This is a genomic window from Shewanella marina JCM 15074 (assembly GCF_000614975.1).
Lineage (GTDB): Bacteria > Pseudomonadota > Gammaproteobacteria > Enterobacterales > Shewanellaceae > Shewanella > Shewanella marina.
In genome coordinates this window covers 50211-70136 of sequence record NZ_BALM01000016.1, presented here as the reverse complement: position 1 = coordinate 70136, position 19926 = coordinate 50211, and the positions used below count along the sequence as shown (strand labels likewise).

At 41.9% G+C, this 19926-nt stretch carries 25 protein-coding genes and 2 pseudogenes; 11 read left to right on the top strand and 16 right to left on the bottom strand.

Annotated elements, in window-relative coordinates:
* Positions 1-24 precede the first annotated feature (24 nt).
* From mgtE to JCM15074_RS12975, 12 genes are all read right to left on the bottom strand, one after another.
* The gene (gene mgtE, locus JCM15074_RS13030; protein WP_025821593.1) at positions 25-1398 is read right to left on the bottom strand and encodes a magnesium transporter; all 1374 of its coding nucleotides are present in this window, start codon (positions 1396-1398) and stop codon (positions 25-27) included.
* A 121-nt stretch (positions 1399-1519) separates the two neighbouring features.
* The gene (locus JCM15074_RS13025; protein ID WP_025821592.1) at positions 1520-1795 is read right to left on the bottom strand and encodes an HPr family phosphocarrier protein; all 276 of its coding nucleotides are present in this window, start codon (positions 1793-1795) and stop codon (positions 1520-1522) included.
* A complete protein-coding gene (gene rapZ / locus JCM15074_RS13020) occupies positions 1782-2636 on the bottom strand; it encodes an RNase adapter RapZ (RefSeq protein ID WP_025821591.1) in 855 nt (284 codons plus the stop codon). Before rapZ ends, JCM15074_RS13025 begins: the two co-directional genes overlap by 14 nt.
* A complete protein-coding gene (ptsN, locus tag JCM15074_RS13015; protein WP_025821590.1) occupies positions 2633-3076 on the bottom strand; it encodes a PTS IIA-like nitrogen regulatory protein PtsN in 444 nt (147 codons plus the stop codon). Before ptsN ends, rapZ begins: the two co-directional genes overlap by 4 nt.
* A gap of 7 nt (positions 3077-3083) precedes the next feature.
* Positions 3084-3371: a ribosome hibernation promoting factor gene (gene hpf, locus JCM15074_RS13010; protein WP_025821589.1), complete on the bottom strand. Its 288-nt coding sequence runs from the start codon at positions 3369-3371 to the stop codon at positions 3084-3086.
* 30 nt (positions 3372-3401) lie between these two features.
* Positions 3402-4874, bottom strand: a complete 1473-nt coding sequence (locus JCM15074_RS13005; protein WP_025821588.1) for an RNA polymerase factor sigma-54 — start codon at positions 4872-4874, stop codon at positions 3402-3404.
* Positions 4875-4984: 110 nt separating this feature from the next.
* Positions 4985-5713 carry an LPS export ABC transporter ATP-binding protein gene (lptB, locus tag JCM15074_RS13000; RefSeq protein WP_025821587.1) on the bottom strand — a complete coding sequence of 243 codons (729 nt, stop codon included), beginning with the start codon at positions 5711-5713 and terminating at the stop codon, positions 4985-4987.
* Entirely contained in the window at positions 5713-6237 is a 525-nt protein-coding gene (gene lptA / locus JCM15074_RS12995) for a lipopolysaccharide transport periplasmic protein LptA (RefSeq protein ID WP_025821586.1), read from the bottom strand. The genes lptB and lptA overlap by 1 nt, the downstream gene beginning before the upstream one ends.
* Positions 6224-6781 carry an LPS export ABC transporter periplasmic protein LptC gene (lptC, locus tag JCM15074_RS12990; protein ID WP_025821585.1) on the bottom strand — a complete coding sequence of 186 codons (558 nt, stop codon included), beginning with the start codon at positions 6779-6781 and terminating at the stop codon, positions 6224-6226. The genes lptA and lptC overlap by 14 nt, the downstream gene beginning before the upstream one ends.
* Complete coding sequence (gene kdsC / locus JCM15074_RS12985) at positions 6778-7329, bottom strand: 3-deoxy-manno-octulosonate-8-phosphatase KdsC (protein ID WP_025821584.1); 552 nt, start codon at positions 7327-7329, stop codon at positions 6778-6780. Before kdsC ends, lptC begins: the two co-directional genes overlap by 4 nt.
* A 1-nt stretch (position 7330) precedes the next feature.
* A complete protein-coding gene (locus JCM15074_RS12980) occupies positions 7331-8308 on the bottom strand; it encodes a KpsF/GutQ family sugar-phosphate isomerase (protein ID WP_025821583.1) in 978 nt (325 codons plus the stop codon).
* A 31-nt stretch (positions 8309-8339) separates the two neighbouring features.
* Positions 8340-9314, bottom strand: a complete 975-nt coding sequence (locus JCM15074_RS12975) for a calcium/sodium antiporter (protein WP_025821582.1) — start codon at positions 9312-9314, stop codon at positions 8340-8342.
* Positions 9315-9490: 176 nt separating this feature from the next.
* On the opposite strand from JCM15074_RS12975, the gene mlaF reads away from it, so the two are divergent.
* The 7 genes and pseudogenes from mlaF (at position 9491) to murA (ending at position 14099) form a co-directional block, all read left to right on the top strand.
* On the top strand, positions 9491-10294 hold the full coding sequence (mlaF, locus tag JCM15074_RS12970) for a phospholipid ABC transporter ATP-binding protein MlaF (protein WP_025821581.1): 804 nt from the start codon (positions 9491-9493) through the stop codon (positions 10292-10294).
* Positions 10291-11075: pseudogene (gene mlaE, locus JCM15074_RS22140) on the top strand (lipid asymmetry maintenance ABC transporter permease subunit MlaE). Before mlaF ends, mlaE begins: the two are co-directional and overlap by 4 nt.
* A gap of 40 nt (positions 11076-11115) precedes the next feature.
* A complete protein-coding gene (gene mlaD, locus JCM15074_RS12960) occupies positions 11116-11589 on the top strand; it encodes an outer membrane lipid asymmetry maintenance protein MlaD (RefSeq protein ID WP_025821580.1) in 474 nt (157 codons plus the stop codon).
* A gap of 11 nt (positions 11590-11600) precedes the next feature.
* Entirely contained in the window at positions 11601-12257 is a 657-nt protein-coding gene (gene mlaC / locus JCM15074_RS12955; protein WP_025821579.1) for a phospholipid-binding protein MlaC, read from the top strand.
* A 2-nt stretch (positions 12258-12259) separates the two neighbouring features.
* Positions 12260-12541 (top strand): STAS domain-containing protein, encoded by a 282-nt coding sequence (locus JCM15074_RS22135; protein ID WP_148300793.1) that lies wholly within the window; start codon positions 12260-12262, stop codon positions 12539-12541.
* Between the two features lie 28 nt (positions 12542-12569).
* A complete protein-coding gene (locus tag JCM15074_RS12945) occupies positions 12570-12827 on the top strand; it encodes a BolA family protein (protein WP_025821578.1) in 258 nt (85 codons plus the stop codon).
* A gap of 9 nt (positions 12828-12836) precedes the next feature.
* Positions 12837-14099, top strand: coding sequence for a UDP-N-acetylglucosamine 1-carboxyvinyltransferase (gene murA, locus JCM15074_RS12940; RefSeq protein WP_025821577.1), 1263 nt, complete (start codon positions 12837-12839; stop codon positions 14097-14099).
* 59 nt (positions 14100-14158) lie between these two features.
* On the opposite strand, the gene JCM15074_RS25640 is transcribed toward murA, so the two are convergent.
* The 4 genes and pseudogenes from JCM15074_RS25640 to JCM15074_RS12925 form a co-directional block, all read right to left on the bottom strand.
* Positions 14159-14494, bottom strand: coding sequence for a S1C family serine protease (locus JCM15074_RS25640; RefSeq protein ID WP_373278909.1), 336 nt, complete (start codon positions 14492-14494; stop codon positions 14159-14161).
* A gap of 75 nt (positions 14495-14569) precedes the next feature.
* A pseudogene (locus JCM15074_RS25635) lies at positions 14570-14964 on the bottom strand (trypsin-like peptidase domain-containing protein); the annotation flags it as partial.
* Positions 14965-15344: 380 nt separating this feature from the next.
* A complete protein-coding gene (locus JCM15074_RS12930) occupies positions 15345-16697 on the bottom strand; it encodes a DegQ family serine endoprotease (protein ID WP_025821576.1) in 1353 nt (450 codons plus the stop codon).
* Between the two features lie 130 nt (positions 16698-16827).
* Positions 16828-17184 carry a ZapG family protein gene (locus JCM15074_RS12925; protein WP_025821575.1) on the bottom strand — a complete coding sequence of 119 codons (357 nt, stop codon included), beginning with the start codon at positions 17182-17184 and terminating at the stop codon, positions 16828-16830.
* A 116-nt stretch (positions 17185-17300) separates the two neighbouring features.
* Here JCM15074_RS12925 and zapE point away from each other — a divergent pair, with 116 nt between their 5' ends.
* The 4 genes from zapE (at position 17301) to JCM15074_RS12905 (ending at position 19863) form a co-directional block, all read left to right on the top strand.
* Entirely contained in the window at positions 17301-18416 is a 1116-nt protein-coding gene (gene zapE / locus JCM15074_RS12920; RefSeq protein ID WP_025821574.1) for a cell division protein ZapE, read from the top strand.
* A gap of 317 nt (positions 18417-18733) precedes the next feature.
* The gene (rplM, locus tag JCM15074_RS12915) at positions 18734-19162 is read left to right on the top strand and encodes a 50S ribosomal protein L13 (RefSeq protein ID WP_025821573.1); all 429 of its coding nucleotides are present in this window, start codon (positions 18734-18736) and stop codon (positions 19160-19162) included.
* A 14-nt stretch (positions 19163-19176) separates the two neighbouring features.
* Positions 19177-19569, top strand: a complete 393-nt coding sequence (rpsI, locus tag JCM15074_RS12910; RefSeq protein WP_025821572.1) for a 30S ribosomal protein S9 — start codon at positions 19177-19179, stop codon at positions 19567-19569.
* A gap of 105 nt (positions 19570-19674) precedes the next feature.
* The gene (locus JCM15074_RS12905; protein ID WP_025821571.1) at positions 19675-19863 is read left to right on the top strand and encodes a DUF2065 domain-containing protein; all 189 of its coding nucleotides are present in this window, start codon (positions 19675-19677) and stop codon (positions 19861-19863) included.
* The last annotated feature ends 63 nt before the right edge of the window (positions 19864-19926 follow it).

The following is a 19926-nucleotide window of genomic DNA, read 5'->3' as shown; positions in this document are numbered from 1 at the left end:
GCCTTTTTTCGTTTATAACGATAGCTATACACTGTGATTCATTAAGAACAGTGTCGCTAAGCCTAAAAATGCAAACAGTCCTATCACATCGGTGACTGTGGTTAATACCATACCGCCTGCCAATGCCGGATCGATATTAAACTTCTTCAGTATTAGTGGAATGCTAGCACCCGCTAAACCTGCAACTGTCATATTAATCAGCATTGCGCCGCCAATTAATGCGCCCAGCGCCATATCATCTTTCCAGAGCCATACTGCAGCAAAAACCAATACTGACCATAACAGACCATTTAAAAAGCCAATGGCCAACTCTTTACCGATTAACCATTTGGCATTGCTTTGTCCGACTTGACCTAGTGCAATACCGCGGATCACTAGTGCTAAGGTTTGATTACCTGCCACACCGCCCATACTGGGCACAATGGTCATCAAAATCGCGATCGTGGCGAACTTCTCAATCGTGCCTTCAAACATATTACTGACAGATGCTGCCAGCAGTGCTGCAAAAAGGTTAATGGTCAGCCATAGTGAGCGTCTAAAGGTACTTTTGAGTACAGGGCCAAAGGTATCTTCATCATCATCCATACCCGCCATACCCATCATTGAGTGTTCGGCATCTTCACGGATAACATCGACCACATCATCAATGGTAATACGGCCTAACAGTTTACCTTGTTCATCAATAACAGGTGCTGAAACCCAGTCATGGCGCTCAAATAGTTGTGCCACTTCGGTATCGGACATGGTGACTGGAATACCTTCCAATTTACTGTCCATTTCAGAGCGCACGGATTCACTGGGATCACAGGTGAGTAAGGTGGTGATTTTGATACCACCCAATAGCACATCATGTTTATCGACCACATAAAGCGTATCGGTAGCGTCGGGCAATTCACCTCGTACCCGCAAATAACGCATGATGACATCAATATTAACGTCTGGACGTAGGGTGACGGTATCGGTATTCATCAAGCTGCCAGCAGTATCATCAGGGTAGGATAAAGCTTGTTCTACCCGTGATCTATCTTGACTGCTCATGGATTGCAGGACTTTGTTGTACAGCGTATCTGGCAAACTGCGGAGAATATAGGCCAGATCATCAGTATCCATGCCTTCTGCCGTTTTGGCGACGCGCTCCGGTGTCATTTGTGAGATAAAGTGATCTTTAAGATCTTCTCCTAACTCATCTAAAATGTCGCCTGTATGTTCTTGGTCAATTAATTGCCATAACACTTGTCTGGTACGTGGTGGAGACGATTCTAAAATAAAGGCAATATCTGATGCTGGCATGTTATGTAACATGTCACGCACATGCACAAACATACCGCTACTCAGTGCTTGATTAAGATTATTGAGGCGTTGTTCATTGAGTTCGTTGTTTAAAACCTCGAATGGCATACCTACCTCTGAAAAATGAGTGAAAAGGAGTTAAAAGGAGTCAACGTAATAAGCCATGCTATTAAGGAACAGCATGGCTTAGATAGAGTCTTTGTGACAATTAAATTATAGAGATAATGACTTAATTTGGCTCATCAAATTTAGCATTAATCAGGTTACAAATTGCCGCTAATGCGGCTTTTGCATCTGTTCCTGTCGCGGTAATGTCAAGTGACTTTCCCATGCAAGACTCTAACATAAGCAACCCTAATACGCTGGCAGCTTGGGCTTGTTTATCTCCTTGGCTTAAGGTGATTTCAGCATCAAACTCTGAGGCGAGCAGGGCGAGTTTAGTCGCAGCTCTGGCATGTAGGCCTAACTTATTGGCAATGGTGACAGTCTGTTTATACGTTGGCATGTTCAAGCTCACGATGACGAGCTGTCACTTGGTGTTTATTGTTACTCAAACGCTTCGCTAATTGTTCGGCAATAAAGACTGAGCGATGCTGTCCACCAGTACAACCAATAGCAATAGTTAAGTAGCTGCGGTTATTGCGTTCAAGGTGAGGTAACCAAGTTTGAAATAAGTTTTCGATTTGCCAAATCATTTTAGTCGCCAGTGGCTGGTTACTCATAAACTCTTGCACCGGCTTGTCTAATCCGGTTAACGGCCTGAGTTCTGGTTCCCAATGTGGATTTGGTAGAAAGCGTACATCAAACATAAAGTCTGCTTCAGTCGGCATTCCATGTTTAAAACCAAATGACTCAATATTGATAACCAGCTCTTTTTCTACGGTGCCGAGTAGTAGCTCACGTACTTTGTCACTGAGTTCGTAAACATTGAGATTAGTGGTATCAATATAGTGATCAAGCAATTTAGCAATAGGCGCTAGCATGATACCTTCAGTTTTGATGGCATCCTGTAAAGAGGCTTGGTTTTTTGATAATGGATGTAAACGGCGAGTTTCACTGTAGCGTTTTAGTAAAACTTGTTCGTCACTATCAAGAAACAGACTGAGTAACTCAGTATCGTCTGGTAGCTGTGTTAGTTGCTGCTCTAATATCTTAGCTTGCTCTGGTAGGTTACGAATGTCGATGCTAATAGCAACGAGTTCATTATTACCTTTTAGCTGTTCAAGTAGCGGCATCGTCAATGGTAATGGTAAGTTATCAACGCAGTAATAACCTAAATCTTCCAATACCCTGAGTGCGACGGACTTACCTGAACCAGAACGTCCAGAAACAATGACTAATTTCATTGAGTTATCACCTGATAGAGTTCGGCATCATCTTGCGATTTGCGTAACTGTTTTAAGATTGTTTTATCACTGAGTTTTTCTGCCATAGCAGACAAGGTCGCCAAATGTTGTTGGCATTGGTCTGCAGGCACTAATAGTGCAAATAAAATATCTACGGGTTGTTTATCTATTGAATCGAACGGAATGGGTTCAAGACACTTAACAAACACGGCAATGGGATGATCTATATCAGGCAAACGCCCATGTGGTATAGCGATACCATTACCAATACCTGTGCTCCCCATCTTTTCGCGAGCCAGAAGACTTTCAAAAATCGCTTGAGAGGAAAGGGTTGGGTATTGGGCAGCAACGATGTCGCTGATAAGTTCCAATACCTTTTTCTTACTGCCCGGAGTGGCACAGGTCGTGCACTCCGGCCGCAGGATGGTACTAAGTTCCATCATTAAATTAATGCTTAATTAGCTTCTCTTTGTGTTTGATAACTTGACGATCTAATTTATCAATTAGAGTGTCGATGGCAGCATACATATCTGCATGCTCTGAAGTTGCAAAAACCTCACCACGATTTAGGTGTAATTTAGCCTCTGCAATCTGCAATGATTTCTGTACATTGAGAACAACTTGCACATTATTGATCTGTTCGAAATGTCGTTCAAGCTTTTGAAACTTGTTTTGTACATATTCCCTTAAAGAATCGGTAATCTCCACGTGGTGTCCTGACAGGTTAATTTGCATAGAAATATTCCTCCGTTGTCCTACTGTGAATTATAAACTCTTACGTTGATTCGACGGCGGGATTAACATCGCTTCGCGATATTTAGCAATCGTACGTCTAGCAACGTTTATTCCCTGTTCTGCCAAAAGTTGCGCCATTTTGCTGTCGCTTAATGGTTTCTTTTGGTTTTCCGCTGCCACCAGTTTCTTAATAAAAGCTCTAATGGCGGTTGATGAGCATTCGCCCCCATTCTCTGTGCCTACATGGCTCGAGAAAAAGTACTTCAGCTCAAAAATTCCTCTTGGGGTGTGCATGTACTTCTGCGTTGTTACTCGTGAGATTGTAGATTCATGCATTTCAACTGCTTCTGCAATGTCATTGAGTACCATAGGTTTCATTGCTTCTTCACCAAATTCAAAGAAGCCTTGCTGAAATTGTACGATACAATTAGCAACTTTTAATAAGGTATCATTGCGACTTTCTAAACTTTTGATAAACCATTTTGCTTCTTGCAAATGGCCTCTGATAAATTGGCTATCAGCTTGATTTTTAGTATTGCGTACCATTGATGCATACTGCTGATTAACATTTAGTTTTGGCATGCAATCTGGATTCAGCTCCACTACCCAGCGGCCTTGCTTTTTCATTACTGATACATCAGGAATAACATACTCTTCATTCTCTGGTGTAATTAAAAGACCTGGGCGCGGATTTAGCGTTTGAATTAAGGCAATTGCATCTCTAAGCTCATCTTCTTTAAGCTTAGTTTTACGCATTAATTGCCTAAAATCACGACCTGCAATGAGATCGAGGTAGTGTTGAATAAGGTGACGAGCGTTAGTGATATGAGGTGTGTCTGGAGCAAATTGCGCTAATTGAATTAATAGACATTCACTTAGATTGCGTGCTGCGACACCAACAGGGTCAAAATGTTGAATACGTTTAAGCACGGCTTCAACTTCATCAAGTTCAATTTCGTCATCACCCAGTGTTTCAAGAATGTCTTCTGTGGTTTGGGTGAGATAACCTTGCTCATCTATCGCTTCAATAATCGCGGTGGCAATCGCGTAGTCGTTATCTGAAAATGGGGTTAGATTTTTTTGCCATTCTAAATGCTCATGTAAACCTTCACTGGTTTCGCCTTGAAACGGCATATCATCATCACGACTGACTGCTGTAGTTGAGCTATTGCTTTGGCTTGGTGTTGCACTGAGTACATCGTCCCACGTGGTGTCAACCGGGAGCTCATCTGGCATTGATTCTTGGGTCAATGCATCTGATGTTTCTATGGTTGAACTGTCGGCTGCAGCAGTGGCATTACTATCGGTGTCGCTATCATTATCTTCACTAGTGTCATTATTAAATTGATCTTCATCTAGCTCTAATAACGGATTGGCATCAAGCGCTTGCTGGATTTCTTGTTGTAATTCAAGTGACGAAAGCTGTAACAGACGGATGGCCTGTTGCAGCTGTGGCGTCATGGTTAACTGTTGACCCAGCTTCAACTGGAGAGACGCTTTCATCGTACTACTAATCCCTACTTTGTAATTAATTTTTGATAGTGGTTAAGCGCTAGAAAGCGGGGCTATTGATGCACGCTATCTTAATGGCATCTAACGATGCCATTAACTAACTATAGCCTGAATTGTTCGCCTAAGTATACTGCGCGAACTTGTTGATCTTCTAAAATTTCGGCGGGTGTACCTTCGGCAATCAAATTGCCGTGGCTCACGATGTAGGCATGTTCACAAACATCAAGTGTTTCTCTTACGTTGTGATCGGTAATTAACACCCCTAAGCCACGATTTTTAAGCTGCTCGATAATTTTTTTAATATCGATAACCGAAATTGGATCAACGCCAGCAAATGGCTCATCCAATAAGATAAATTTTGGATTTGCAGCAAGTGCTCTAGCGATTTCAACGCGGCGGCGTTCACCACCTGATAATGCCATACCTAAGCTATCGCGAATGTGAGTTATGTGGAACTCTTCGAGTAAATTTTCGAGATGGTTCTCACGTTCATCGCGGCTGAGATCGGAGCGAGTTTGTAGCACTGCCATAATATTGTCTCTAACAGACAACTTACGGAAAATACTGGCTTCTTGAGGTAAATAACCAATACCTTTACGGGCACGAAGATGCATTGGATCTAACGTTAAATCGTCATCATCAATGAAAATACGGCCTTTATCACTTTGGACTAAACCGACGACCATATAAAAGGTCGTGGTTTTACCCGCACCATTAGGGCCAAGCAAGCCAACAATTTGACCTGTTTTTACCTGTAGACTGACATCTTGCACGACGGCACGATTCTTATAGCTCTTTGCTAAATGCTCGGCAATAAGCGTATTTTGCATTACGGTTGTTCCTGCTTTTGCTCTTCAGCTTGATAGCTTTCTGGCTTGAAAATACTGATGACTCGGCCATCGCCGGCACTTTCTGCAGTAAGTTTCTGCTTATCTAAATTATAGGTCATCTTGGTGCCGCTCACTTTATTGCCATCTTGCTCAAGTGTTGCGTCGCCCTCAAGTGTCAGCGTTCGTTGATTAATATCGTAACGGATTTCTTTAGCACTGGCAGTTGCTGGGCGGCCATCTTGCATTATTTGGCTGAAAGTTGCCAAATCACCTTGGGCGATTAATGTACGGCTATTGTCTTTCGGATCCGTAAATGCAATTAACTTGCTGGCGTTAATTTTAATTGAGCCTTGAGTCACTTTTACTGCGCCTGAATAGATCACGCGGTTGTTCTTTATATCGGCATCGAAATTATTGGCTGCGACTTTAACGTCTTGAGTTAAATCGCTGTCATTGGCACTTACATGAGCGCTGATCGTGGCACATGATAAAAGCGCCGCGATAACTAATTTATTGAGGTTCATACTGTCCTTTTACCTGACTGGTTAATTTAACGGTCTGAGCATTTAAGTCAGCGTATAACCCTTTACCCTCAATGGTAAAGTGATTACCCAACACATGAATTACACTATCTGAGCTCATAATCATGGTATTTAAATCGAGCTCTAAATAATCAGTCGTTAAACTTTGTATTGGTTCGTCAGCGTTGATGGCTTTAATGATAACATGATTTTCAAGTACCACATGACCTGAGTTTTTATCGAGTATGCCTTTGTCTGCCACCAGTTGCCATTGTGCTTGGCCATTACTTGGGTAGACCAAGTAAACTGGCTTAGTGAAAAAGGTTTTATTGGTGCTATTGTAGTGTTCCATATGTTCAGCAGTCACGCGGCTATTGATATTACCTTGTTCGTTATATTCAACACTGCGCAGATTATCTGCCACAAAGTCAGGCGCTAGCACTGACTGAGCATGGCTCACTTGATTATCTCGTTTGACTTGAACTTGCCAATATAGCCCGACCGCTAATGCAAATAGGGCGATAATGGCAATGGTGGTGCGGTTCATACACTCATCCCATGGGCTTGTTCAAACTTGTTCTGGCTCATTAATATTAAGTCAGTTAGTTCTCGTAGTGCGCCGTGGCCGCCAGCGGTATAAGTCACCATATCAACTTGTTTTTTGACGTAAGGATGTCCGTCTGCAACTGACACACTTAATCCCACTTGTTGCATCACGGGTAGGTCGACCATGTCATCACCAATATAAGCGACTTGTTCAGGAGTAACTTGATAATGAGCGAGCAACTCGCGATAAGCGACTAACTTATCATCAATACCTTGGTAAATTTTGTCGACACCTAGCGCGCGCATACGGTTTTCAACTAATTGTGATTTACGGCCAGTAATCACGGCAATATTAATATTACATGACAACAGTGAACGTACACCAAAACCATCTCGAGTATGGAAGGCTTTTAGCTCTTCACCACTATTGCTTAGATAAATACGGCCATCAGAAAAGACCCCATCAACATCACAAATAAGTAATTTTATCTGACTGGCTTTTTGCCATACGTTATCTTCTATTGGGCCATATAAACCAAGTTGTGCCATCTTAAATTACTCCTGCTCGAACCATATCAAGCATATTCAACGCGCCTATCGGCTGATTCTGCGCGTTGACGACGATTAAACCATTAATATTTTTTTCATCCATTATTTTTAATGCAGATGCCGCCAACATATCAGTATTGAGTGTAACGCAATTTTTGGTCATCACTTCTGCTATTTTGGTTTGACGGAGATTGATATCTGCATCAATCACTCGGCGTAAATCACCATCAGTAAAGAGTCCCGTGAGTTGTCCTAACTGGTTGGTAACGGCGGTCATGCCTAAGCCTTTATTTGATATTTCATATAAGGCATTAGTAATGGATATATTTTCATCTACCACTGGTATCTCTTGACCTGCATGCATAATATCACTGACTTTAAGTAGCAATTTACGGCCAAGACTGCCACCGGGATGCGATAATGCAAAGTCATCTTTAGTAAAGCCTTTTGCTTGCAGTAATGCAATGGCAAGCGCATCCCCCATGACTAATGTTGCTGTGGTGCTTGAGGTCGGTGCCAAGCCGAGTGGACAGGCTTCTTCAGGTACCTCAATACATAGATGTAATTGTGCCAGTTTAGCCATGTTAGATTCTGGCTTACCTGTAATCGTTACTAGTGCGATACCGCGGCGCTTCATTACTGGGATTAAGGTTAGAATTTCACTCGATTCACCTGAATTTGAAATGGCTAACACCACATCATTATCGCTAATCATGCCTAAATCACCGTGGCTAGCTTCACCTGGATGGATAAAAAAAGCAGGTGTACCTGTGCTGGCGAGTGTTGCCGCAATTTTACGACCAATATGACCTGATTTACCCATGCCCATCACTATCACTTTACCGCTGCAGCGTAAGATAAGCTGGCAAGCTTGAGCAAATTCAGTTGAGTCTATGTATTGATATAAGTTGCTTAACGCTGCTTTTTCGATATCAATGACTTTGGAACCCCATTGGCGTAGTTGGCGTTCATTTACCATGCTGTTCTCTCTATTATTTGGCTGTAGGTTGCTACCTAGCGATAAAAAGTGCGCTTTGATAAGCAATAAAAATGACTAAAAATAAAAGCCCATGCCAACGTGTTAACTGTCTACGTTTACCGGTTAATAATACCAATAAAGGCAATGCGGCGCTGGTGGCTAATACCATAAAAAAATCACGATTAAATGCTGCAGCATCAATTGCTCCCGGTGCAATTAAGCCGGGGATTGCTAATACTGCAAGAATATTAAATAAATTGGAACCAACAATATTGCCAATGGCTAAATCATCTTCTTTTTTTATAATGCCAGCAATACATGCTGCTAGTTCCGGTAAGCTAGTGCCTACTGCTATAATCGTTAAGCCAATAACTAAATCAGACAGATGGAACGCTTTGGCTATGCCTACTGCGCCTTGTACCATCCAGTCTGCAGAGAGCGGCAGTAGAATAATACCGACAATAATCCAAATGATGGCGATATAGGTGGGGACGCCCAAGGGGATTTCATCGGTATCGATATCATCTGCTACTACAGTTGCTAATTGTTGTTTGCGTTGCTGTAAACCTTGCCAGATTAAATAGGCCATTAGCGCGATAAATAAGCCTAATAAAATTAACCCATCGTTGCGGCTAAGTTGGCCATCATGCAATAAATACCCTGCAACCGCTGTTGCTGCTAACATTAATGGGATTTCACGGGTTAGGGTTTGTTTGCTAACTGCAATTGCGCCAAATAAAGCCGTGACGCCTAAAATCAGGGTAATATTGGCCACGTTGGAGCCTAATACGTTACCAATGGCGGTATCGGTCATGTTATTCATTGACGCAGTTGCGGCAACAAACATTTCTGGTGTGCTACTGCCCATCGCTACAATAGTGAGTCCTATTAATAGTGGCGGTAATCCAAGGTTGCGCGCAAATGCGGCCGCACCATAAACAAATTTATCTGCACTCCATACTAAGAGAGCCAGTCCTGCTAGCAGAATAAATATATTAAATAACATGTCCATAATCTGTTAATTGTCCCGTGCGCATTTTCGCTGTAATTGACACAAAATGAAAGTATCTGATACAGATAGTGTTGATTATGTTGTGCCAAGTAAGGCAATTACGTACAATTTACGGCTAAATTTCATTATGCCAAGTTGGCATTATCCTTCACTATTACCTAGGACGCTCCATGACATTAGCGCAGGATTCTTTGGTTGAAATCCATAACTTAGGGTTTAGCCGAGGCCAACACGTTATCTATGACGATATCAGTTTGTCGATCCCTCGAGGTAAAGTTACCGCGATTATGGGACCCAGTGGTATTGGTAAAACCACATTATTAAAGCTAATTGCAGGCCAATTAACGCCAGATCATGGCCAAGTATTGTTTGATGGACATGATATTCACAAAATAAATCGTAAGCAATTGTATCAACTTCGAAAACGCATGAGTATGTTGTTTCAAAGTGGTGCATTATTCACCGACATGAATGTGTTCGATAATGTGGCTTTCGCATTAAGAGAACATTCAGGCTTAGATGAAGTGATTATCCGTCGCATTGTGTTAATGAAGCTTGAGGCTGTCGGTTTACGAGGCGCAGCGCAGTTAATGCCAAGCGAGCTTTCTGGTGGTATGCAACGCCGCGCGGCACTGGCCCGAGCGATTGCGTTAGAGCCTGATATGGTGATGTATGATGAGCCTTTTGCGGGTCAAGACCCTATCGCGATGGGAGTGTTAGTTAAATTGATTCGTGATTTATCTAGCGCACTTAACTTAACGTCAGTGGTTGTGTCTCATGATGTTGAAGAGGTGATGAGTATTGCCGATTACGTTTATGTTGTCGCAGATAGAAAAGTGATTGCTCATGGTACGCCCGCACAATTAAAACAGTCAGATAATCAGCAGTTACAGCAGTTTTTATTAGGGGAGCCTGATGGTCCTGTGCCATTTCATTATCCCGCAATGGATTACCAAAAGGAGCTTATTGGGTGAATTTAATCAATAGCATTGCTGATTTAGGTCAGAGTGCCATTGCATGGTGCGAGGCCTTGGCCGTGCAGGACTGATGTTATGGGGAGCAATATTTATTGCGCCAAGACCAAGTAAAGGTGTGCCATTACTAATAAAACAATTATATGTGATTGGTGTGCAGTCAATGATCATTGTACTGGTATCAGGATTGTTTATCGGTATGGTATTAGCGCTGCAAGGCTATACCATCTTGGTTGATTTTGGTACTGAAGATAGCTTGGGGCCAATGGTCGCATTAAGCTTGTTACGAGAGTTAGGTCCAGTGGTAACGGCATTATTATTTGCTGGCCGAGCGGGTTCTGCATTAACGGCAGAATTAGGCTTAATGAAGAGTACTGAGCAATTATCCAGTCTTGAGATGATGGCGGTTGATCCATTAAGGCAAATAATTGCGCCACGTTTTTGGGCGGGAGTCATCAGTATGCCACTATTAGCTGTGATGTTTGTCGCAGTAGGCGTTTATGGTGGTTACCTTGTTGGCGTTGAGTGGAAAGGTATCGATGACGGTTCTTTTTGGTCAATTTTACAGGCTCAAGTTGAGTGGCGCCAAGATATCGTAAATTGTTTAATTAAGAGTGTTGCCTTTGCTGTAGTGGTGACTTGGATTGCGCTTTATCGCGGTTATTATGCCGTGCCTAATCCAGAAGGGATCAGCCGCGCAACCACACAAACAGTCGTACAGTCTAGCTTAGCTGTACTTGCATTAGATTTTGTTTTAACTGCGATGATGTTTGCGAGTTAAACGTTATTCATTACACCAAAGTAATAACTGGAATTTCAATATGTTGACACGGAAAATTGAATTATTAGTCGGTTTATTTTTATTATCAGCACTTGCCGCTTTTTTAGTGTTGGTATTTAAAGTAGCCAATGTTGATGTCAAAGTCAGCGATGATACCTATACCCTATATGCTAAGTTTAGCAATATTGGTGGTCTAAAAGTGCGTTCACCTGTAAAGGTGGGGGGCGTGGTGGTTGGTCGGGTAAGTCATATTGAACTTGACCCAAAAAGCTTAATGCCGATAGTGACCTTAACGATGGATGAGCGTTATCACCAATTTACTGATACTAGTAGTGTTGCAATCTTAACGTCGGGTTTATTAGGCGAGCAGTTTTTAGGATTAACACCTGGTTTTGAAGATGATGATACTTCGATATTGGCGAATGGCGATCGAATCGATGATACCCATTCAGCATTAGTGCTTGAAGATCTGATAGGCCAATTTTTATATAGCATGTCATCTAAAGACAAGTAGGAGTCAGTTTTATGTTTAAGCAGATTGTTCAACTATTTAGTGCTTTGTTAGTGGTTATCGGTGTTATCACTGTACCTGCTCAAGCGCAAACGATTGATACTCAAAATCCATATAAAATGATGGAAGCAGTGGCGCAGCAGACATTTGATCGTTTTAACCAAGATCAGGCTCAAATTAAAGCTGACCCGAACTATTTAAAAACGATTGTGACTGTAGAGTTGATGCCATTTGTTGATTATAAATATGCATCATACAAAGTATTAGGTCAGTATCTACGTCAAACCAGTAAACAGCAACGTGCTGATTTCGTAAAAGCGTTTGAGGGGTATTTAGTGACTACGTATGCGCAAGCATTTACTGAGTACACTAATCAAAAAGTTGAATTTGAACCCGCTAGAGATTTTGCTGGTGAAAAGATTGTACCAATCAATGTGCAAATTATTGAACAGGGCCGTCCACCAATTAAAGTGCAGTTTAAAGTACGTCGTTTAAAAGACGATTCTTGGAAAGCATTTGATATGGTCGCTGAAGGTGTGAGTCTATTGTCTTCAAAGCAATCTGAAGTGACTACCCTTATTCGTCAACAGGGCATTGATAATGTGATTAAGCTATTACAGCAAAAAGCAGCTGAGAGTATCCATACTAGCTCTGATAAACAGAGTAAATAGTTGTGGTGAATATTCAAGTTGATCAGCAAGTAAGCTATCTAACTGGCCGCTTAAGTCAAGATGAAGTGAAACAACTTTGGCCACAGCGTAAAACTTTAATTGCTGCTGATTGTCAATCTTTAAACCTGTCCAAATTAACGTATAGCGATAGTGCTGGAGTGGCATTCTTGCTGGAATTAGTTGCGGTCAATCACCTACAAGGTGGCAAACTAGTTATGTGCAATGCACCTGCTCAGTTAACCCAATTGATTCATTTATATGACTTACACGATTTCTTCTTATAAGAAATGGCTAATATAGGTAAAATATCCCATGGATTGTAACCAGATAGAACAGATTTTACAGACTGCACTAAACTTAGACGAAGTCCAGGTCAGCAGCGATGGCAGTCACTACAAGGTGATTGCTGTTGGTGAATGCTTTGCCGAGATGAGCAGAGTTAAAAAGCAGCAGGCAATCTATGCGCCATTAATGGAACATATTACCAGTGGTGAATTGCATGCGCTTACCATTAAAGCTTTCACGCCAACCGAATGGAAACGCGAAAAAGTTTTCAATATGCCAGCGTAGAGAAATATTGTGGATAAATTAAAGATTCAAGCTAGCCCAGCTTTAGCGGGTAATGTTGTTATTTCTGGCGCTAAAAATGCGGCATTGCCTATTTTAATGGCTGGCGTATTAGCGAAAGGTGACTTTGTCGTCTCTAACGTCCCTAATCTTAGAGATGTGAATACGAGTTGTAGTTTGCTTCGTTGTTTAGGTGCAAATATTTCTGAATTGGCACAAGGTAAGTTAACCATTAATGCTGATTCAATTGATAACTTTTGTGCGCCATATGATTTAGTTAAAACCATGCGTGCTTCAATCTTGATTTTAGGGCCATTATTAGCCCGCTTTGGTCAAGCTGATGTATCGCTACCTGGTGGTTGTGCCATTGGTGCTCGTCCTGTGAATTTACATTTACAAGGGTTAGAGCAGATGGGCGCATCGATTGAAGTCAAAGAAGGTTATATCCAAGCCCGTGTTGATGGTCGTCTTAAAGGTGCTCATATCTTTATGGATATGGTCAGTGTAGGGGCAACTGAAAACTTATTAATGGCTGCAGCATTAGCTGATGGTGAGACCATTATTGAAAACGCTGCGCGTGAACCTGAAGTAGTTGATTTAGCTAATTGCTTAATTGCAATGGGTGCTCAAATTGAAGGTGCTGGTACTGATACCGTACGTATTCAAGGTGTTGAAACCTTACATGGTTGTGATTACCGTGTGATGCCTGATCGTATTGAAACCGGCTCTTTCTTAGTTGCCGCAGCTGTGACGCGTGGTCGTATTCGTTGTTTAGATGCGGATCCAAGTTCACTTGAAGCTGTGATTGCTAAGCTTGAAGATGCGGGCGCTAAAATGACTGTGGGTGCCGATTGGATTGAACTAGATATGGAAGGCAAACGCCCTCGTGCAGTTAATATTAAGACTGTGCCATATCCTGGTTTCCCTACAGATATGCAAGCGCAATTCTGTGTTCTGAATGCGTTAGCAGAAGGTACGGCCATGATTACTGAAACGATTTTTGAAAACCGTTTTATGCATGTACCTGAGTTAATTCGTATGGGCGCTAAGATGGAACTTGAAGGTAATACTTGCATGATCCATGGCGTTGAACGCTTAAGCGGCGCACAGGTAATGGCTACCGATTTACGTGCATCTGCGAGTTTAGTGATTGCCGGCCTTATTGCTGATGGCGATACTATTGTTGATCGTATCTATCACCTTGACCGTGGTTATGAGCATATTGAGTCTAAGTTCCAAGGCTTAGGCGCTGAAGTTGTTCGTATCAAAGAGTAATTAATTTTGCTTATAAAAAAACCGGCTTATTGGCCGGTTTTTTTGTGTCTGTTATATGATCATTTTGCAGGCTTCTTTTCCACAATAGTGACAGGTAAAGTCATCTCTTTACCATTGCGGATAATGGTCATGTTGACCTTAGTATTAGGCGGTGTTTCGGCCACGTTATCCATTAGGTTTTCTGCTGATGAAATCGTTTTATCTTGATATTTAATGATGGTGTCACGTGGTTTTAAGCCTGCTTTGGCGGCAGGGCCATTAGGCTCTACTGTTGTGACTATCACGCCTTTCGCATCGGGTAAGTTAAGTATTTGAGCCATTACTGGGCTCACGGCTTCACCCGATATGCCTAGAGCACCACGGATCACGCGTCCATGTTTAATCAGCTTGACCATAATGTTGTGGGCAAGTTTGATTGGAATCGCAAAGTTAATACCATGGTTGCCGTTATCACTACCAATTTTAAATGCCGCCGTATTAATACCAATTAATTCGCCACTGGTATCAATAAGCGCACCTCCAGAGTTGCCTTCGTTAATAGCAGCATCTGTTTGTAAGAAATCTAAGTAACCAGAACTTAAGCACTTCGGCCTGTCGCACTGATGATGCCTTGGGTAATGGTTTGACCTAAGTTGTATGGGTTACCAATGGCTAACACGACATCGCCCACTTGAGCTGGAGCATTCAAGTTAACTGGAACGATAGGTAAGTTTTCACCTTCAATTTTTAATACCGCCAGATCTGTTTCGGGATCTGAACCGACGACTTCTGAGGTAAATTGGCGGCCATCTTGTAAGGCAACAACTATTTCATCTGCACGTTTAATAACATGGTAGTTGGTTAGAATATAACCTTGGCCACTCATTATCACGCCAGAACCTAGACCTTGTAATGAACCTGAGTTCAGTGGCTCATTACGATTAATGCTTAGACTATAAATGTTAACGACAGCTGGCGCCGCTTTTCTAACTGCATTGGCAAATGATAGCTCGACGTTATTAGGGCCTCGAAGTTGCAATAATCCTTGGCCTAGGGTTTGATTACCCGTAAATTTAATTGCCAATAGGATCATGGCAGCAATGATTAAGCCAAATAAAATGCTTTTACCAATGTAGAGCAGGGCATGTTTCATGTTGTCGCTTGCAATAATCAATTAAAGGGGCGTTAGATTACCATGTTTATTGAGGGGAATACTATTGGCAAAGCATACGGCAGCTTGTTAGCTACCGTATGCTGCAGGATGAGTTACCTTAGGACAAGATAAAGTAAGTTATTATCTCTAACAATTTTTAATGCAGCGACATTAGATTGATCTTTGAGTCTCTCTTTTAACTGTTTTAAGTTATCAATTTTATGACGGTTAACTCCCACAATTAAATCGCCCTTTTGTAAGCCGTTTTCTGCAGCAGGTGAACCTTTGCTTATTTCAGTTATTTCAATCCCGTCTGAGTTATTTTTTAAGATTGCTCCAGCGAGCATTGGATGGATCAGTTCTGCTTTATCGCTGCTCGTTTGCTCGGCGTTACCAAGTGTTGCTGTGACGGTACGTTGTTTACCATCACGGATTAATCCGAGTTTTACTTTTGCCCCAGCGCCTAACGTACCAATCTTGGCTCGTACTTCATGGAAGCTTTTTATTTTGACGCCATTAATACTGGTAATAATATCGCCAGCTTTAATATTGGCTTTAGCAGCGGCACTATCAGGTAGCACTTCGCTAACGAAAGCGCCATATTGAGAGTCAAGTCCAAAGCCTTCTGCTAATTTACTGTCTAAGTCGCGGCCCATTACACCAAGTACACCCCGGCGAACCTCGCCGTGTTCAATAATTTGCTCAACTAAGTTGTGCATCATATTGGCAGGAATCGCAAAGCCAATCCCTACATTACCGCCACCAGGGCCAACAATAGCGGTATTAATACCGATTAGCTCACCGTTAAGGTTAACCAGTGCACCACCAGAGTTTCCACTATTAATGGCGGCATCGGTTTGAATAAAGTTTTCTAGCATTTCGATGCCGAGGCCGCTGCGGCCTAACGCGCTCACGATACCAGAAGTCACCGTTTGACCTAGACCAAAAGGATTACCAATGGCGACGGTAAAATCGCCTACACGTAATTTATCTGAATTAGCCTTTTTAATTTCAGTTAAATTTTTTGCTTTAATCTGTAATAACGCAATATCCGCTTCGGCATCAGTACCTATAAGTTTTGCATCAACCTCGCGGCCGTCATGTAGGCCTATTATAATTTCATCTGCACCATCAATGACATGATTATTGGTAACGATATAGCCTTCATCAGCATCTATGATGACCCCAGAACCTAAGCCTCTAAAAGGCCGCTCTTGCACTTGTTCCCGCGGTGCATTTGGCCCAAAGAAATAACGAAACATATCTGGTAACTGTTGTTTCGAAACATGAGTGCCGGCAACTGAAACAGAGACAACTGCAGGTGTTGTACGCGCTAACATCGGGGCAAGACTTGGAAGTTGTTCACCATCGACAGCGAAAGGTAATGCTGCATAAGAGGTCGATGGCAAAATAAATAAACTTGAACCGAGTAAGGCGGCGGATAACAGAGATCGTTTTAATTTCATAGATTCATTGCTCCAAACATAATTTAAAACAGTGATTAGGTATAATTGTTAATTTAATGCTCGATAGATGTTGCTATTGTATGTATTGAGAGGTTGTTTATACTGCAAAAGTTCACTAACAGTTGATAAATTATTTATCAACGACAGTTAACTCCGGCGGTGCTTTCGTCTCAACTGCTTCATTACTTACTTGGTTAAGCTCCAATGTGGGTAGTGGTTTGTAGTTTTCTTGTGGATCAAGTACGCCTGCGGCTTCATTCCACTGTTTATTAAGCTGGCTCAACTGCTGGCTGAGTTGATTGAGCTGTTGGTGTTGCATTGCGAAGTGGTCTTGTACCTCTTCTTTATATTGACTAAATTCATATTTAGTTTGTTCGATTGCTTTATCTTGCTCGGTTTTATAACCCTTTTTATTAAAAACTGTTCTGCCAACGTAACCAAGTGCTAAACCGATAATAAATGCAGCTATTGTAAGGGGCCAATCCATAAGTTTTAAACCTAGTAATTTCTATAAAGGCTTAATATACCTTGCAATTAGATGAGGTGATACTGTTAAACCGCCAAATGGTCTTTAAGTTCTCATTTTAAGGAAGATACAATAATATGAAGGAAGTTTTGGCATCGCCGCTGCAGCGATATCAACAAGATTTGCTTAGCGATGATTTCAATTATGATGCGGCGCAAGAACAAGCTGTTTTTGCATTGCAACGGGTGTATCAGCAGTTAATTGAAAATAGTCATCCTCAAACGGGCTTGTCAAAATTACTGATGCGACTCGGCCTCACATCATTAAAGCCTGTGCAGGGACTTTATATGTGGGGCGGAGTCGGTCGTGGCAAGACCTATTTAATGGATGCTTTTTATGAAGCGCTGCCAATTGAGCAAAAATTAAGAGCACATTTTCACCATTTTATGTATCAGCTGCATCAGCAGTTGAACCAACGCAAAGGGATTCAAGATCCATTACCTGTTATTGCAAAAGAGATGGCAAAGCAGTACCGAGTGATCTGTTTTGATGAATTCTTTGTCTCTGACATTACCGATGCGATGTTGCTTGGTACTTTATTTGAAGCGCTATTTGCAGAAGGGGTCGTGTTAGTCGCAACATCTAATATCATTCCAGATGAGCTATATCGTAATGGTCTGCAGCGGGCGCGATTTTTACCAGCGATCGCCTTGATAAACCTGCATTGCCAAATATTAAATGTGGACGCTGGCGTTGACTATCGTTTGCGGACTTTGCAACAGGCCGAAATCTATCATTTTCCACTAGATCAGAAAGCCACTGATAATCTTGCTCGTTATTTTAAATTATTAACGGGTGATGAAATGCTAGAGACCACCGAGTTACACATTGATGGTCGTGCAATCGCAACCAGACAACACGCTCAAGGAGTGGTTTGGTTTGATTTTAGGGCGGTTTGCGATGGTCCTCGGAGTCAACGTGATTATATGGAAATAGCACGTTGTTACCATACAGTATTGCTCTGTAATGTAGAGCAAATGGGCGCACAATCAACTGGAGATGACATTGCTCGGCGATTTTTAGCTATGGTTGATGAGTTTTATGAGCGGCAAGTTAAATTGATTATTTCAGCCGAAGTGGCATTAGCTGATATCTATGTTGGTGGCTTACTTGAGTTTGAATTTAAGCGTTGCCGTTCAAGGCTAATTGAAATGCAGTCTGAGCAATATTTAGCATTAGCGCATATTCCATAATCTAATTGAAAAATTCTTGCAAATAAGCGGCTATGGTTACTTGGGGATCTCAGTATAAATAGGTTACAATACTCGGCTGGGTAACGATTTTTAGGCAGATAATCTGTCAGTAGTTATTTTTGCTGATCGGTATAAAAAAAGAGATGATTTTTACATCACCTTTATGTATAATCCGCCACCTGCCCACGTTACTCCGCCAATAGGGCGGATTGTAAGCCTATAATTCTTGCTCGAAGGGGCGGGAAATGGCATTTTTGTGTTATCTGGAATTATCCAGTTGGCATTTTAAACGAATTTAACTTTGGGTTTTTGTTATAATGAAGACTTTTACTGCAACGCCAGAAACTGTAACTCGTGACTGGTTCGTCGTCGACGCTGACGGCAAAACATTAGGTCGTATCGCTACTGAGATCGCTGCCCGTTTACGTGGTAAGCATAAAGCAGAATACACTCCTCACGTAGATACTGGTGACTACATCATCGTTATTAACGCTGAAAAAGTAGCTGTTACTGGCAACAAAGCAAAAGGCAAGATTTACTACTCGCATTCTGGTTGGGTAGGTGGCATCAAGCAAATCAGCTTCGAAAAGCTACAGGCTCACAAGCCAGAAATGATTATTGAGAAAGCGGTTAAAGGTATGTTACCAAAAGGTCCTCTGGGCCGTGCTATGTTCCGTAAGCTTAAAGTTTACGCTGGTACAGAGCATAACCATGCTGCACAACAACCACAAGTTCTTGATATCTAAACGGGAGTAAGCAAATGTCTGCAACTCAATACTACGGCACTGGCCGTCGTAAAACATCAACTGCTCGCGTATTCGCTAAAGCAGGTAGTGGTAACATCATCGTAAACCAACGTCCTCTAGACGTATATTTTGGTCGTGAAACTGCTCGTATGGTTGTTCGTCAGCCATTAGAACTAGTTGAAATGACTGAAAAGCTAGACATCTATGTAACTGTTAAGGGCGGTGGTATCACTGGTCAAGCGGGTGCAATCCGTCACGGTATTACACGTGCACTTATGGAATTAGATGAAGCTATGCGTCCTGCACTACGTGCTGCTGGTTTCGTTACTCGTGATGCTCGTCAAGTTGAACGTAAGAAAGTTGGTCTACGTAAAGCTCGTCGTAAGCCACAGTTCTCTAAGCGTTAATTCGTTTTCAGAATTCCAAAAAACCCAGCTTTTGCTGGGTTTTTTATTATCCATAATTCAAGAATATGGGTGCTTGATTAGACTTAAAATGAGAACAATGGTGATATGAGTTTACAAGTTATTGTTGTCGCTTTGGCGTTAGTGCTAATTATTGAAGGGATAGGGCCATTATTTTTTACTCACAAATGGCAGTCTTATCTATTTGATTTATCAAAGCAAAACCCAGAAATCTTGCGTCGCTTAGCGGGGTGTATGGTGACAGTTGGTGTCGTTCTGATGATTATTTTTTTATAAACACTTGCCATTGCCCCCCTAAAGTCTGCTAAAATCCTGTTTTAATCGCAACCTTGCAGCAAA

Bases quoted from the DNA above. Each gene is read 5' to 3' on its own strand.
- mlaD (WP_025821580.1), top strand. From the start codon at position 11,116: ATGTTGACACGGAAAATTGAATTATTAGTCGGTTTATTTTTATTATCA.
- JCM15074_RS12975 (WP_025821582.1), bottom strand. From the start codon at position 9,314: ATGTTATTTAATATATTTATTCTGCTAGCAGGACTGGCTCTCTTAGTA.
- JCM15074_RS12925 (WP_025821575.1), bottom strand. From the start codon at position 17,184: ATGGATTGGCCCCTTACAATAGCTGCATTTATTATCGGTTTAGCACTT.
- mgtE (WP_025821593.1), bottom strand. From the start codon at position 1,398: ATGCCATTCGAGGTTTTAAACAACGAACTCAATGAACAACGCCTCAAT.
- mlaF (WP_025821581.1), top strand. From the start codon at position 9,491: ATGACATTAGCGCAGGATTCTTTGGTTGAAATCCATAACTTAGGGTTT.
- zapE (WP_025821574.1), top strand. From the start codon at position 17,301: ATGAAGGAAGTTTTGGCATCGCCGCTGCAGCGATATCAACAAGATTTG.
- kdsC (WP_025821584.1), bottom strand. From the start codon at position 7,329: ATGGCACAACTTGGTTTATATGGCCCAATAGAAGATAACGTATGGCAA.
- JCM15074_RS13025 (WP_025821592.1), bottom strand. From the start codon at position 1,795: ATGCCAACGTATAAACAGACTGTCACCATTGCCAATAAGTTAGGCCTA.
- ptsN (WP_025821590.1), bottom strand. From the start codon at position 3,076: ATGGAACTTAGTACCATCCTGCGGCCGGAGTGCACGACCTGTGCCACT.
- hpf (WP_025821589.1), bottom strand. From the start codon at position 3,371: ATGCAAATTAACCTGTCAGGACACCACGTGGAGATTACCGATTCTTTA.
- JCM15074_RS12930 (WP_025821576.1), bottom strand. From the start codon at position 16,697: ATGAAATTAAAACGATCTCTGTTATCCGCCGCCTTACTCGGTTCAAGT.
- JCM15074_RS25640 (WP_373278909.1), bottom strand. From the start codon at position 14,494: ATGGTCAAGCTGATTAAACATGGACGCGTGATCCGTGGTGCTCTAGGC.
- rplM (WP_025821573.1), top strand. From the start codon at position 18,734: ATGAAGACTTTTACTGCAACGCCAGAAACTGTAACTCGTGACTGGTTC.
- rpsI (WP_025821572.1), top strand. From the start codon at position 19,177: ATGTCTGCAACTCAATACTACGGCACTGGCCGTCGTAAAACATCAACT.
- JCM15074_RS12905 (WP_025821571.1), top strand. From the start codon at position 19,675: ATGAGTTTACAAGTTATTGTTGTCGCTTTGGCGTTAGTGCTAATTATT.
- lptC (WP_025821585.1), bottom strand. From the start codon at position 6,781: ATGAACCGCACCACCATTGCCATTATCGCCCTATTTGCATTAGCGGTC.
- JCM15074_RS12945 (WP_025821578.1), top strand. From the start codon at position 12,570: ATGGATTGTAACCAGATAGAACAGATTTTACAGACTGCACTAAACTTA.
- JCM15074_RS12980 (WP_025821583.1), bottom strand. From the start codon at position 8,308: ATGGTAAATGAACGCCAACTACGCCAATGGGGTTCCAAAGTCATTGAT.
- lptA (WP_025821586.1), bottom strand. From the start codon at position 6,237: ATGAACCTCAATAAATTAGTTATCGCGGCGCTTTTATCATGTGCCACG.
- JCM15074_RS13005 (WP_025821588.1), bottom strand. From the start codon at position 4,874: ATGAAAGCGTCTCTCCAGTTGAAGCTGGGTCAACAGTTAACCATGACG.
- lptB (WP_025821587.1), bottom strand. From the start codon at position 5,713: ATGCAAAATACGCTTATTGCCGAGCATTTAGCAAAGAGCTATAAGAAT.
- mlaC (WP_025821579.1), top strand. From the start codon at position 11,601: ATGTTTAAGCAGATTGTTCAACTATTTAGTGCTTTGTTAGTGGTTATC.
- rapZ (WP_025821591.1), bottom strand. From the start codon at position 2,636: ATGAAATTAGTCATTGTTTCTGGACGTTCTGGTTCAGGTAAGTCCGTC.